Genomic DNA, 13,435 nt, shown 5'->3' on the forward strand with positions numbered 1-13,435 from the left:
GTTTTCCAGCACGGTCAGCCACGGGAACAGCGCGAAGGTCTGGAACACCATGGCCACGCCTTCGGCCGGGCCGGTGAGTGGCGCGCCGTTGTAGCGCACTTCGCCCGACGACGGCTGAATCAGCCCGGCGATGATGCGCAGCAAGGTCGACTTGCCCGAGCCGGACCGGCCGAGCATGCCGACAATCTCGCCTTCGTGCAGGCTCAAGTTCACGCCGCTGAGGACTTGCAGCTCGTCTTTACCTTTGCCGAACACCCGGTTCACGTTTTTCAACGAGTAGATTTCCGGAGTGTCGGCGGCATGCTCGGTATAGGTAGTCATCACAGCGAGTCCCATCAATTCAGACGAAGTTTGTTTTCAGCCATGGCGTACATCGGCCGCCACACAGCGCGGTTGAACGCCACCACGAAGATCGACATCACCACCACGCCCAGGGCGATCTTCGGGAAGTCGCCGGCCGCGGTGGTTTGTGCGATGTAGGCGCCCAGCCCGTGGGCGACCACGTTGTCGTGGCCCCAGGACACGTACTCGGACACGATGCTGGCGTTCCAGGCACCGCCCGAGGCGGTAATCGCGCCGGTGACGTAGTACGGGAAAATCCCCGGCAGCATCACCTTGCGCCACCACAACCAGCCGCGAATGCGGAAGTTGGCGGCGGCTTCCTTGAAGTCATTCGGGAACGCGCTGGCTCCGGCGATCACGTTGAACAGGATGTACCACTGGGTGCCCAGCACAATCAGCGGGCTCAGCCAGATATCCGGGTTGAGGTTGTAGTGCAGGATCACGATGACGAACACTGGGAACAGCAGGTTCGCCGGGAAGGCCGCAAGGAACTGCGCCAGCGGCTGGATTTTTTCCGCAAGCGCAGGGCGCAAGCCGATCATCACGCCCAGCGGCACCCAGATCAGCGAGGCGATCAGGATCAGGCCGACCACCCGCAACAACGTGATCAGCCCTAGCACGAATACATGGCCGACTTCGGCCAGGGTCACTTCAGTGCCGACGTACTGCACGATGTGATACAGCGCATAAGCGGCCAGCAGCGCGATGAGTGCGCCCCATACCCAGTCGATCACTTTTGACGCTTTCGGGGTTTCTGCCGGCAGCGCCTTGAGTGCACCGCCCGCCAGGCTGAAGCGCTTGTTGCCAATGCGGCTGATGGCGCGGGTGACAGGCCGCAGGATGCGCTGGACGATGCGCGTGCGCTGGATCAGGTTCAGCAGCCAGGATTGCGGCGCGGCACCCTGGGAGGCGGTGGTTTCCATGCGGAACTTGTCGGCCCAGGCCACCAGTGGGCGGAACAGGAACTGGTCGTACATCAGGATGACCACAATCATCGCCAGGATCACGTAGCCCACGGCGTGCAGGTCTTTCTGGGCAATCGCCAGGGCCAGGTATGAGCCCACGCCCGGCAAGGTGATGGTCTTGTCACCGACGGTAATGGCCTCGGAGGCGACCACGAAAAACCAGCCGCCGGACATGCTCATCATCATGTTCCACACCAGCCCGGGCATGGCGAAGGGCACGTCGAGCTTCCAGAACCGCTGCCAACCGGAAAGTCGCAGGTTGGTCGACACTTCCACCAGGTCATGGGGCAGCATGCGCAGCGACTGGTAGAAGCTGAACGTCATGTTCCAGGCCTGGCTGGTGAAAATCGCAAAGATGGCCGCGAACTCCGCGCCGAGCACACGCCCGGGGAACAGCAGCAGGAAGAACGTCACTGTGAACGAGATGTAACCCAGCACTGGTACTGATTGCAGGATGTCGAGCACGGGCACCAGCAGTTTCTCGGCGCGCCGGCTTTTGGCGGCCAGGGTGCCGTACAACAGGGTGAACACCAGCGCTGCAACCATCGCCGCCAGCATGCGCATCGTGGTGCGCATCGCGTATTCCGGCAGGTTGGCCGGGTCCAGCGAGATCACTTCACTCTGCAGGGTGGCGATGGGCGCCCAGGTTTCCCGTGCAGTGATGGAGAAAAACAGTAAAAAGCCGATCACCAGGGGCAGGGCGACCAAATCCCAGCGGTTGGGGAGCAAGCGCAATGTGGATGCAGGGATGTAGTGACGGAACACTCTTTTCATAGGCAGTCATTCCTGCAGCGTTCAGGTTCAGGGGCGTGATGGGAGTGAGCTTAGCTGCTGCACGAATGACCCACCGAGAAGGGCGGGCGCTGTTTTCGCGAGTCAGGGGCAACGAGGCGTTGCTGGCGGGATTGTACGTTTCTGAATGTTACAAGCGCATAAATTTGCTGTCAGTTTCCTGTACGAACGGCGACTAGGGCGTCGGCGCCCCGGTCGTCGCTCGGCGGTTATTCAAACCGCAGGATCACCCTGCGATTGTGTTTGCTCTTCTTCTCGATTTTTTCGCAGAACACCCGGCCGATTTCCTCGGTATTGGTCACATGGGTGCCGCCGCAGGGCTGGATATCGATCCCGGCGATTTCAATCACCCGTACTGCCCCCTGGATGACCGGTGGCGCCACCGCCTGGGTGCGAGTGATCTGCAGCAGGGTTGAATACTCCGAGGCGGGCATGGACAGGGTTTTCACCCCATGAGCCTGTTCGATCAAGGCATTGAGGTCACGGGTGATGGTCTCTTTGTCGAGGGTCATTTCCGGCAGGTCGAAATCCAGGCGGCCCTTGTCGGCGCCGATACTGCAACCGGTCACCGGAGCGTCGATGATCGAGCACAGGAGGTGCAGGCAGGTGTGCATTTTCATGTGCTGGTAGCGACGTTCCCAGTCCAGGCTGGCGTCGACCTGCATCCCGGCGGCCAGTTGCTCGGGGCAGTGTTCTACCTGGTGCCAGATGATCGAGCGCAGCACCGGATCACGCACGGTGCCGGTGATGTCGACGCGGCTGCCGTCGGGCAGGATGAAATGGCCGGTGTCCCCCGGTTGGCCGCCGCCGGTCGGGTAGAACAGCGTGTGCTCCAGGGCGATTCCCTGTTCGCTGACGGCAATCACCCGCGCACTGAAGGCATTCTGGTAAGGCGCGCTGTCGAACAGCGCGAGGGTTTCCATGGTGTGCACGGACATGTTCAACCTCCGACGATCAGTGGGCTGGCTTGCAGCAGGCGACGAACCATCGCGCTCAAGCCAGGAGGAGATAGCAGGGTGATTTCAAATTCGGGCCCGGTCACTTTCAGGTTCAGCGGCAGGCGCGGCGGGTAGGCGTTGGTTTCGATGTGCCGCAGGCGGAATTGCAGGTGATGACGTTCCTTGACTGTCGGCTCCAGCAGCAGGCCGGGCAGGGGATGAAAGTCAGCGTCCAATACCGTCACCTTGTGGCTGGCGTTGACTTCGCCCACCACGTGCAGGCGTTCGTCGAGGGCAAACGCGCCGAGGTAATTGCTGTGGTCCGACTCATCGTTTTTCTGCAACTGGATCTGGTTGACCACCTTGACCTTGGTGCCGGCCGGCACGTCCTGGGTGATCACGCAGGACGGACTGATGAACACGTTGTCACCGATCAGCACGTAACCGAGCACCCGCGCGCCGGAGCCGACTTCCACGTTGTTGCCCAGCCGCGGGTGGCGCTTGCCGTCCGGGTTGTTGGCGATGCCCCGGGCGCCGAGAGTCACGCCGCAGAGGATGTAGCAGTCGTTGCCGATCTCGCAGGTTTCACCGATGACCGTGCCGTAACCGTGGTCCAGCACAAAGCGCCGGCCGATCCGCGCTGCGGGGTGAATTTCGGCGCCGGACAGGATCTTGCCCTGGTTGCTCAGATTCAGGGCGATGGCGGAAAACACGCCGTTGTTCTTGTCCGGGAAATTCCACACCAGGTGGGCCAGGCGGTAATACAGCACGGCCTTGAACGAGGCGTAGGACTCGAGGATCAGCTCGCCCCGGCCACGGGACGCCGGGTCGCGCCAGGCATAGGCGATCAGGTCTTCGGCCACCGCCTGGGCCGCCGCCTGGATCAGCGGCGCGAGATGCGCCTCCAGCTGCTTCAACTGCGCAGGCGTAAGCGTGGTGATGAGGTGGGTGAGCAACTCATCGTGCAGTTGTTGCATGTCGATAAAGCCCCCCATGGAGGCACCCCCGCAATAGTTGTTATTCAAAACAGGGCAGATAGCTGTCGGCACTGTCGTAGACCATGGTCAGCACGACGGTGTCGGTGGGCAGCTCCGGCGCCAGCTTGGCGATGGCTACCATGTTGGCGGCCGACGACAGCCCGAGGCTGATGGCGTCGGTGCGCATGATGCGTTTGATCATGTCGAGGCATTCCTGGCGCGACACCTTGAGCATTCCGTCAATGATCGCGACGTTGAGAATGCTCGGGATCAAGCCGATCGACAGGCCCTGGATATGGTGCGGCGCATGGCGGTCGCTGAGCAGGTCGCACTCTTCCGGCTCCACCCCCATCACGCGGATCGCCGGCCAGGTGCTCTTGAGGGTTTCGCCGATGCCGGTGATATGGCCGCCGGTGCCGATGCCGCTGACGAAGTAGTCCACACGCAGCTCGCCGAAGGCGCGGATGATTTCCCGGGCGGTGGTGTCACGGTGGGTCTGCGGGTTGGCGCCGTTGCGCTGCTGGTTGAGCATCACGTAGCTGGGGTTTTCCAGCTGCAGCTCCATGCACTTTTCGCCGTGGGAATTGTTGCCCAGGCGGCTGTCCGACAGCACCACCCTGGCGCCGTACAGGCGCAGCAGTTTCTGCTTCTCGGGGCTGTAGTTGTCGGGGATCACCAGCACCACTTTGTAGCCCAGCACGTTACCGGCCATCACCAGGCCGATGCCGGTGTTGCCGCCGCTGGGCTCAATGATGGTTTGCCCTGAGCCACGAATCAGAATGCCCCGGCGCTCGGCGTCGAGGATCATGCCCAGGGCGATGCGTGCCTTGTGGCTTCCGCCGGGGTTGAGGGATTCCAGCTTGGCGTAGACCTCGATGCCGAGGTCTTCGGAAAACTGTTCCAGGCGCACGATGGGCGTTTGGCCAATGGCGTCGAGTATCGAGTTATGCAACATCAAGTAAGAGCCCATGGCCGCTGATCAGTACAAAGGCATGTCGGGTTCGACGTCGCGAACCCAGTGTTTCATGCCACCTTGCAGTACTTTTGTGTTGGCGAATCCGGCGGCCAGCAAGGTGCTGGCGGCTTGCTCCGCGCGGGTCCCGGCGTAGCAGATGAGGTAGTGGGTGTTGTCGCGGCTGAGGTTGGCGAGTTGCCCGTCGAGCTCGGCCAGCGGGATGTGCACCACCCCCGGCAACTTGCACACTTCCAGCTCGCTGGCGTCCCGCACATCCAGCAGTACGTCGGCCTTGCTGTGTTGCTCGAGCAGTTGCTTGAGCACCCGCGGCTTGATGTAGCGCTCTTCAGCCAGCGACGGTTGGCTTGGCAGGGCGTCGGCGCAGACGGCGGGGGCGATGGTTTGGCTGTGGCGCAGTTCCGAGCAGCAAGGGCAGTCGGCGCGGCGCTTGAAGCGGATCTCGCTGAACTTCATCGCCAGCGCATCAAAGCGCATCAGCCGGCCCGAGAGTGGTTCGCCAATGCCGATCAGCAGCTTGATCGCCTCGGTGGCCTGGATCATCCCGACCACCCCGGGTAATACGCCGATGACCCCGCCGGCGCTGCAGTTGGGCGCCAGTTCCGCCGGTGGTGCCTGGGGAAACAGGCAGCGATAGCACGGCCCGCCTTTATAGTTGAGCACGCTGATCTGCCCGTCGAAGCGGTAGATGGCGCCGTACACCAACGGCTTGCCCAACTGCACGCAAGCGTCGTTGACCAGGTAGCGGGTTTCGAAATTGTCGGTGCCGTCGATCACCAGGTCATAGGCGCCCACCAGTTCCAGGGCGTTGTCGGTGTTGAAGGCGGTGTCGTAGGTGTTGATCTGGATGTGGCTGTTGAGGTCCTGCAAGCGCTGCTTGGCGGACTCGACCTTGGGCAGGCCCAAGGTGCTGTTGCCGTGGACGATCTGGCGTTGCAGGTTGCTGCTTTCCACCACGTCGAAATCCACCAGCCCCAGGGTGCCGATGCCGGCTGCCGCCAGGTACAGGCTGATGGGCGAACCGAGGCCGCCGGTGCCGATGATCAGCACGCGGGCTTTCTTCAGGTTCAACTGGCCTTCGCGGCCGACGCCGGGCAGGGTGATATGGCGCACGTAGCGCTGCACTTCTTCGTTGCTCAGTTGGTCGACGTCCATGCCGCCGGAAGTGGCCAGCAACACTTCGATTTTGGCTTTTTCGGGCAACCGGTCGTTGGCGTCGATCAGTTCCTCTTCGGCGGTGAACAGGAAGTGTTCCTTGAGCTGGTTGTTCTCGTAGAGCAGGTGCGCCCGCAATTGCGGGTGCTCGATGCAGAGGTTTTCAATGACTTCGCGCAATGTCGATCCGGCACCCTCGAGGGTCGATGCTGGCAGCTTGGCCACGCGGACCAGGATGTCGGGGAAAGAGACAGCGTTCATGCACAACTCCGTTTGCAGGTCGTTGAAGGGTTTTTGGGCGAAGTGTTTGCCATCCCAGGCAAACAGCTTGGAACCTTGGGTCTTGCCCTGGCGAACATCCACCACCAGGTAGCTTACGGGGTAGATCGGCTCGCCCATGAAAAGGGCCTTGTCCTGGTCTTCGTCGCTGAAATACGCGCCGACGTCAGGGTGGGAGTGGTAGATCACCACCACCGGGTTATCACCGCGAAACGCCTTGTTCATCATCAGCGTGTCGGCCACCGAAAAGGTGTAGCCGTTGGCGGCGCTGCGTGGATACATCTCGGGGTTCTTGCGGTGCAGCTCGTTCTGGATGTTGCTGCCCAGGTACACGCTGCCATCGGCGAAAACGAAGCCGCAGCATTCCTCGGGGTAGCTGCGGTCGGCGTGGGCGTAGATCTGCTCCAGTGCGCTTGGGCTCAGGACCTTCATCTCAGTTTTTCTTCGCCAGGAGCTTTTCGATGGGCAGCTTGGTGATGGCAAAGCCGGCCAGCAGGATCGCCGAATACATCATCAGGTCCCTGGAAATCTGCACGCCCTCGTACCAGGCCCCGATGATCACCGCGAACACCGGGAAGATGATGAACACGAAGGACAAAATGATCGGGCTCAGGCGCTTGAGCAGCATGAAATACACGATAAAGCCGCCCACCGAGGCCACCAGCCCGAGGTAGAACAGCGCACTCCAGGAACGCAGGGTGATGTCTTCAAAGGTCGGGGTTTCAAACCACAGCCCGGCGACAAACAGCATCAACCCGGCGATGCCGATGGGCAGGGTGTTGTAGGTGATCACGCTGATGGCACTGCCTTGTTTCTTGGTAATCACGTAGCACAAGGCATGCATGATCGCGGCGGCGAGGATCGCCAGCACGCCGAAGAACTCGGCATGGTCCAGGTGCAGGCCCTGGCTCTTGATGATCATGTACAGGCTGCCGAAACCGATGGCGATACCGATCACCTGGGAAAAGTAGATGCGCTCGCGCAGGAACAGCGCGGAGAAAATCAGGATAAACACCGGCATGCAGCTGAACAGCAGCGCGGTAAGGCCGGACGAAACATGCATCTCGCCGTAGTTGAGCAGGTAATACGGAACGCTGAAGTAGGACAGCGTCACAAACACGAAAAACCAGCGGCTTTCCCGGGGAAACAGGATCGGCTCGCGGCGCACCCAGGCGAAACACAGGAACAGCGGAAACGCGATCAGGAACCGCAGCCCGGCGGAGGTCAGCGGTGGCACGCTTTCCACGGCGATCTTGATGCCCAGCCAGGTAGTGCCCCAGCTGAGACACACGATCAGGAACATCACACTGGTAATCAGCCCGGCCAACCACTGCTTGTGAGTTTTTGTTTTTCCAGCATTTTCGAGAACGGCGGACATTGGCATCGTGACATTGCTTCCATGAGACCGAATTGACCTCTATATTGAGTGCCATGATTCGGTGATTGAACCCGTAAAAGCACACTATTAGGGCGAATGATGGCTGTCAAAACAAATATTGACATGGTGTCAATTATGCGAGAAGGACTCTCCAACGGGCAGGGCGTGAAGTACAAGCGCCTGTCCGATGTCATGGAGCGAGGCATCCTTGAAGGCTTGATTGAACCGGGAAGAAAACTGCCGCCTCATCGGGTGCTTTCCGACAATCTGGGGGTCACCATTGGCACCATCAGCCGCGCCTACGGTGAGCTGGAACGCCTGGGGCTGGTAGTGGCGCGGGTCGGCGACGGCACTTTCGTACGCAAGCGTGGGATGGAGCGCCAGCGGGATGAAGGCTTTCGCAACTTCAGCGACGAGCCGCGGCAATACTTTGATATGAGCCGCAACATGCACATCCCCGGGCAGGAGACCACGTTCCTGGCCCAGAGCTTCCAGACGCTGGCGAACAACGCCAAGTTCTTGCAGGACATCAGTGCCTACACCCCGGATGCCGGGCTGCCGCGTTACCGGGCGGCGGGTGCGCAGTGGCTGGTGCAGCGGGATTTCCACCCGATTCCCGAGCAGGTGATTTGCGTGAACGGCGGCCAGCATGGGTTGCTCTGCGCAATGATGGCGCTGTTGCGAGCCGGCGATACGGTGGTGACCGAACAGTTGACCTATCCGGGGCTGATCACCGCCGCGCGCATGCTGGGCATCCGCCTGATCGGCCTGGAAATGGATGAAGAAGGGCTGCTGCCGGGGGCGCTGGATGAAGTCTGCCGCAATCACCGGGTGTCGGCGTTGTACTGCACGCCGACCATCCAGAATCCTACGACGGCGGTGCTGTCGGTCCCGCGCCGTGAGGCATTGGTGAAGGTCTGTCGAGAACACAACCTGCTGATTCTTGAGGACGAGGCCCACGGTGTGCTGGTGGAAGACCGTCCGCCGCCCCTGAGTCATTTTGCTCCGGAGCGTACGATTCTGATCAGCAGCCTGAGCAAGGCGGTATCGGCAGGCTTGCGGGTTGGGTACGTGCATGCACCGCCGGCGCTGGTCAGCCGGATTTCTGCGGCCTTGCGTTCCACCTGCTGGATGGCCACGCCGGTCACCCTGGAACTGGCGACCCAGTGGATCGAAAACGGCACGGCGGAACACCTGTTGCACCAGCAGATCCAGGAAATCAGCCGCCGCAAGGCACTGGTGGAAGGTTTGTTGATCGGGCTGGAGTACCGCACTCACCTGAACAGCCCGCACTTCTGGATCGAAGTCCCGGAGCCATGGCGCGCGTCGGAAATCGAGGCGGAGTTAAAGCAGAACAATTACCTGATCGCGACAGCCGAAGCGTTTGCCGTGGGGCAGACGGCGGTGCCGCAATTCATTCGGGCGAGCATCTGCAATACGTCGGGGGATGATCAGTTGCTGCTGGATGGGTTCGATGCGCTGGCGACGGCGCTGGGGCAGGGCGGGGGGCGGTTTCACCTGTGAACCCAACAGCTTGTTGTGAACATGACCCCTGTGGCGAGGGAGCTTGCTCCCGCTGGGCTGCGAAGCAGCCCCAAAGCCATTCACTAAATACCAGTCGTCTGGTTTGCGACTGCTGCGCAGTCGAGCGGGAGCAAGCTCCCTCGCCACAGAAGCTCCCTCGCCACACAAGCACCTTGGCCAGCGCGCGGAGTTACTTGAACCGCCGCTCCACCCCTTTCTCCACCAGAATCTTCGCCGAAATCTCTTCCACCGAAAAATGCGTGGAATTGATGTGCGCAATATTTTCCCGGCGGAACAGATTTTCCACCTCCCGCACTTCAAATTCGCACTGCGCATAGCTGGAGTAACGGCTATTGGGCTTGCGCTCGTTGCGAATCGCCGTCAGGCGGTCCGGGTCGATGGTCAGCCCGAACAGCTTGTGCTGGTGCGCGCGCAGGGCGCTCGGCAGCGTCAGGTGCTCCATGTCGTCTTCGGTCAGCGGGTAGTTGGCCGCGCGAATCCCGAACTGCATGGCCATATAAAGGCAGGTCGGCGTCTTGCCGCAGCGGGACACGCCCACCAGGATCAAATCAGCCTTGTCGTAGTAGTGGGTGCGGGCGCCGTCGTCGTTGTCGAGGGCGAAGTTCACCGCCTCGATCCGCTCCATATAGTTGGAGTTATGGCCAATGGAGTGAGATTTTCCGACAGAGTATGACGAATGTTCACTTAACTCTTGTTCCAGCGGCGCCAGGAAGGTAGAGAAGATGTCGATCATGAAACCATTGGAGGTGGCGAGGATCTCACGAATGTCCTGATTGACGATGGTGTCGAAAATGATCGGACGAAATCCGTCTTTTTCGGCCGCCAGATTGATTTGTTGTACCATGGCTCGCGCTTTATCCACGCTATCGATATAGGGTCGCGTGAATTTGCTGAAGGTAATGTTTTCGAACTGCGCCAGCAGGCTTTGACCCAGGGTTTCGGCTGTAATGCCGGTGCCGTCGGAGATAAAGAAAGCAGATCGTTTCATTTGAGCCTTGGGCCTTAAGCTGATGACGAATCTTGGATATGATAGGCGCGATTTTGCCGTCCCGCAGTGGGCCGCATTCTCACTTATTTTCCAGGTCCAGGCCACAAACGCCGGTAACCGCTCCTACTGAGCCGCCGGCGTCCTGAGCTTTTCCAACACAGAAAGTGGAGAGATCACCTTGGTAGAGTACGTAGTTTCCCTCGATAAGCTCGGCGTCCATGATGTAGAGCACGTAGGGGGCAAGAACGCATCCCTGGGCGAGATGATCAGTAATCTTGCGGGCGCCGGTGTATCGGTGCCAGGTGGTTTTGCCACCACCGCCCAGGCTTACCGTGATTTCCTCGAGTTGAGCGGCCTCAACGATCAGATCCATGCCGCCCTCGATGCGCTGGACGTCGATGACGTCAACGCCCTGGCCAAGACTGGCGCCCAGATCCGTCAATGGATCATGGAAGCCGAATTCCCCGAGAAGCTCAACGCCGAGATCCGCACCGCGTTTGCCACGCTGTCGGCCGGTAACCCCGACATGGCTGTCGCCGTGCGCTCCTCGGCCACCGCCGAAGACCTGCCGGACGCCTCCTTTGCCGGCCAGCAAGAAACCTTCCTGAACATCCGCGGCGTGGAAAACGTGATCCGCGCAGCCAAGGAAGTGTTTGCCTCCCTCTTTAACGACCGTGCTATTTCCTACCGCGTACACCAGGGTTTCGACCACAAGCTGGTGGCCCTGTCTGCCGGTGTGCAGCGCATGGTGCGTTCGGAAACCGGCACCGCCGGCGTGATGTTCACCCTGGACACCGAATCGGGCTTCCGCGACGTGGTGTTCATCACCGGCGCCTACGGCCTCGGCGAAACCGTCGTACAAGGCGCGGTGAACCCGGACGAATTCTACGTCCACAAACACACCCTTGAAGCCGGCCGCCCGGCCATCCTGCGCCGCAACCTGGGCAGCAAGGCGATCAAGATGATCTACGGCGACGAGGCCAAGGCCGGTCGCTCGGTGAAAACCGTTGATGTCGACAAGGCCGAACGCGCGCGTTTCTGCCTGACCGACGCCGAAGTCAGCGAATTGGCCAAGCAGGCGATGATCATCGAGAAGCACTACAAGTGCCCGATGGACATCGAATGGGCCAAGGACGGTGACGACGGCAAGCTATACATCGTCCAGGCCCGCCCTGAGACCGTGAAGAGCCGCACCTCGGCCAACGTCATGGAACGCTACCTGTTGAAAGAAACCGGCACCGTGCTGGTGGAAGGCCGTGCCATCGGCCAGCGCATCGGCGCCGGCAAGGTGCGGATCATCAAGGACGTGTCCGAGATGGACAAGGTCCAGCCAGGCGACGTGCTGGTCTCCGACATGACCGACCCGGACTGGGAACCGGTGATGAAGCGCGCCAGCGCCATCGTCACCAACCGTGGCGGGCGTACCTGCCACGCGGCGATCATCGCCCGCGAGCTGGGGATTCCGGCAGTGGTCGGTTGCGGTAACGCCACCCAACTGTTGAAAGACGGCCAGGGCGTGACCGTGTCCTGCGCTGAAGGCGACACCGGCTTCATCTTCGAAGGTGAGCTGGGCTTCGATATCAAGCAAAACTCCATCGACGCCATGCCCGACCTGCCGTTCAAGATCATGATGAACGTCGGCAACCCGGACCGCGCCTTCGATTTCGCGCAATTGCCGAACGCCGGTGTGGGCCTGGCCCGCCTGGAGTTCATCATCAACCGCATGATCGGTGTGCACCCCAAGGCCCTGCTGAACTACGACGGCCTGCCGCCGGACATCAAGGAAAGCGTCGACAAGCGCATCGCCGGCTACAACGACCCGGTGGGCTTCTACGTCGAGAAGCTGGTGGAAGGCATCAGCACCCTGGCAGCGGCGTTCTACCCGAAAAAGGTCATCGTGCGCCTGTCGGACTTCAAGTCCAACGAGTACGCCAACCTGATCGGCGGCAAGCTTTACGAGCCGGAAGAAGAAAACCCGATGCTGGGCTTCCGTGGCGCCTCGCGCTACATCAGCGAAGCCTTCCGCGACTGCTTCGAGCTGGAATGCCGTGCCCTCAAGCGCGTGCGCAACGAGATGGGCCTGACCAACGTCGAAATCATGGTGCCGTTCGTGCGCACCCTGGGTGAAGCGAGCCAGGTGGTGGACCTGCTGGCTGAAAACGGCCTGTCCCGTGGCGAGAACGGCCTGCGCGTCATCATGATGTGCGAGCTGCCATCCAACGCCATCCTGGCTGAAGAGTTCCTGGAGTTCTTCGACGGCTTCTCCATCGGTTCCAACGACCTGACCCAGCTGACCCTGGGCCTGGACCGCGACTCCGGGATCATCGCCCACCTGTTCGACGAGCGTAACCCTGCGGTCAAGAAGCTGCTGGCCAACGCCATCCAGGCGTGCAACAAGGCCGGCAAGTACATCGGGATCTGCGGCCAAGGCCCTTCCGATCACCCGGACCTGGCCAAGTGGCTGATGGAGCAGGGCATCGAAAGCGTCTCGCTGAACCCCGATTCCGTACTGGAAACCTGGTTCTTCCTGGCTGAAGGTCAAGCCCAGGCGTAATACGCAACACCCAAAAGTGCCGGTCAACCTTGCGGTTGGCCGGCATTTCTCATTCTGTACAGGGCGGAACTCCTTCCGGACGCCGCCCTTTTTTGTGCAAGAGCATTATGCAAAGCAGCAGCAACCTGTTTCCCGTCGCCTTGATCAGCGCTGAGCGTCGTGGCGACCTGAGTGAAGATGTGTATCGGCTGAAACCCGGCAACAGCCCTGACGGTACCGTCGAGCTGGCCGTGACCCGCCTGGGCCTGGCTGACGTCCCGGAAAACCGGGGCGTGCCGGTGGTTTTGTTGCATGGCAGTTTTTCCAACCGCCGCTTCTGGTACTCGCCCAAGGGGATCGGCCTGGGCGCCTACCTGGCGCGCGAAGGGTTTGACGTCTGGATCCCGGAAATGCGCGGTCACGGGCTGTCCCGGCGCAACCAGGACTACGCCAGGAATCGTGTCGCCGACTATGCTCGCTACGACTTGCCGGCCATTGCCGCCTTCGTGCGTGAGCAAAGCGGGCAGATTCCCCACTGGATCGGGCATTCCCTGGGTGGCACAACCCTGG

The 13,435-nt window shown here is 61.1% G+C and carries 11 protein-coding genes; 3 read left to right on the top strand and 8 right to left on the bottom strand.

Annotated features, from left to right (window positions below):
• From HX846_RS06075 to HX846_RS06105, 7 genes are all read right to left on the bottom strand, one after another.
• On the bottom strand, positions 1 to 321 hold a 321-nt coding region (locus HX846_RS06075; protein WP_178965133.1), incomplete at its 3' end, for an ATP-binding cassette domain-containing protein.
• Positions 322 to 335: 14 nt separating this feature from the next.
• Positions 336 to 2,081 (bottom strand): ABC transporter permease subunit, encoded by a 1,746-nt coding sequence (locus HX846_RS06080; RefSeq protein WP_003214988.1) that lies wholly within the window; start codon positions 2,079 to 2,081, stop codon positions 336 to 338.
• 227 nt (positions 2,082 to 2,308) lie between these two features.
• On the bottom strand, positions 2,309 to 3,037 hold the full coding sequence (locus tag HX846_RS06085) for an alanyl-tRNA editing protein (protein ID WP_003214990.1): 729 nt from the start codon (positions 3,035 to 3,037) through the stop codon (positions 2,309 to 2,311).
• A 2-nt stretch (positions 3,038 to 3,039) separates the two neighbouring features.
• Complete coding sequence (locus HX846_RS06090; RefSeq protein ID WP_178965134.1) at positions 3,040 to 4,032, bottom strand: serine O-acetyltransferase; 993 nt, start codon at positions 4,030 to 4,032, stop codon at positions 3,040 to 3,042.
• Between the two features lie 22 nt (positions 4,033 to 4,054).
• Positions 4,055 to 4,969, bottom strand: coding sequence for a PLP-dependent cysteine synthase family protein (locus tag HX846_RS06095; RefSeq protein WP_043225528.1), 915 nt, complete (start codon positions 4,967 to 4,969; stop codon positions 4,055 to 4,057).
• Positions 4,970 to 4,993: 24 nt separating this feature from the next.
• Positions 4,994 to 6,853 (bottom strand): molybdopterin-synthase adenylyltransferase MoeB, encoded by a 1,860-nt coding sequence (moeB, locus tag HX846_RS06100; RefSeq protein ID WP_008432662.1) that lies wholly within the window; start codon positions 6,851 to 6,853, stop codon positions 4,994 to 4,996.
• A 1-nt stretch (position 6,854) separates the two neighbouring features.
• On the bottom strand, positions 6,855 to 7,748 hold the full coding sequence (locus HX846_RS06105; protein WP_166742189.1) for a DMT family transporter: 894 nt from the start codon (positions 7,746 to 7,748) through the stop codon (positions 6,855 to 6,857).
• A 150-nt stretch (positions 7,749 to 7,898) separates the two neighbouring features.
• Between HX846_RS06105 and HX846_RS06110 the strand changes: the two genes are divergently transcribed.
• Complete coding sequence (locus HX846_RS06110; protein WP_102370226.1) at positions 7,899 to 9,323, top strand: PLP-dependent aminotransferase family protein; 1,425 nt, start codon at positions 7,899 to 7,901, stop codon at positions 9,321 to 9,323.
• A gap of 190 nt (positions 9,324 to 9,513) precedes the next feature.
• On the opposite strand, the gene HX846_RS06115 is transcribed toward HX846_RS06110, so the two are convergent.
• Positions 9,514 to 10,332: a pyruvate, water dikinase regulatory protein gene (locus HX846_RS06115; RefSeq protein WP_003215001.1), complete on the bottom strand. Its 819-nt coding sequence runs from the start codon at positions 10,330 to 10,332 to the stop codon at positions 9,514 to 9,516.
• Between the two features lie 178 nt (positions 10,333 to 10,510).
• Between HX846_RS06115 and ppsA the strand changes: the two genes are divergently transcribed.
• Both ppsA and HX846_RS06125 read left to right on the top strand, forming a co-directional pair.
• On the top strand, positions 10,511 to 12,886 hold the full coding sequence (gene ppsA, locus HX846_RS06120) for a phosphoenolpyruvate synthase (protein ID WP_003215003.1): 2,376 nt from the start codon (positions 10,511 to 10,513) through the stop codon (positions 12,884 to 12,886).
• Positions 12,887 to 12,993: 107 nt separating this feature from the next.
• Positions 12,994 to 13,435, top strand: a 442-nt coding sequence (locus HX846_RS06125) for an alpha/beta hydrolase (RefSeq protein WP_178965135.1), incomplete at its 3' end; no start/stop codon positions are given.

Origin of the sequence: Pseudomonas sp. K5002 (assembly GCF_013386655.1) — a bacterium.
Classification (GTDB): Bacteria; Pseudomonadota; Gammaproteobacteria; order Pseudomonadales; family Pseudomonadaceae; genus Aquipseudomonas.

Coding starts and splice junctions, on each gene's coding strand:
- HX846_RS06085 (WP_003214990.1), bottom strand. CDS start 3,037: ATGTCCGTGCACACCATGGAAACCCTCGCGCTGTTCGACAGCGCGCCT.
- HX846_RS06115 (WP_003215001.1), bottom strand. CDS start 10,332: ATGAAACGATCTGCTTTCTTTATCTCCGACGGCACCGGCATTACAGCC.
- HX846_RS06090 (WP_178965134.1), bottom strand. CDS start 4,032: ATGGGGGGCTTTATCGACATGCAACAACTGCACGATGAGTTGCTCACC.
- HX846_RS06095 (WP_043225528.1), bottom strand. CDS start 4,969: ATGTTGCATAACTCGATACTCGACGCCATTGGCCAAACGCCCATCGTG.
- HX846_RS06080 (WP_003214988.1), bottom strand. CDS start 2,081: ATGAAAAGAGTGTTCCGTCACTACATCCCTGCATCCACATTGCGCTTG.
- HX846_RS06110 (WP_102370226.1), top strand. CDS start 7,899: ATGGCTGTCAAAACAAATATTGACATGGTGTCAATTATGCGAGAAGGA.
- moeB (WP_008432662.1), bottom strand. CDS start 6,853: ATGAAGGTCCTGAGCCCAAGCGCACTGGAGCAGATCTACGCCCACGCC.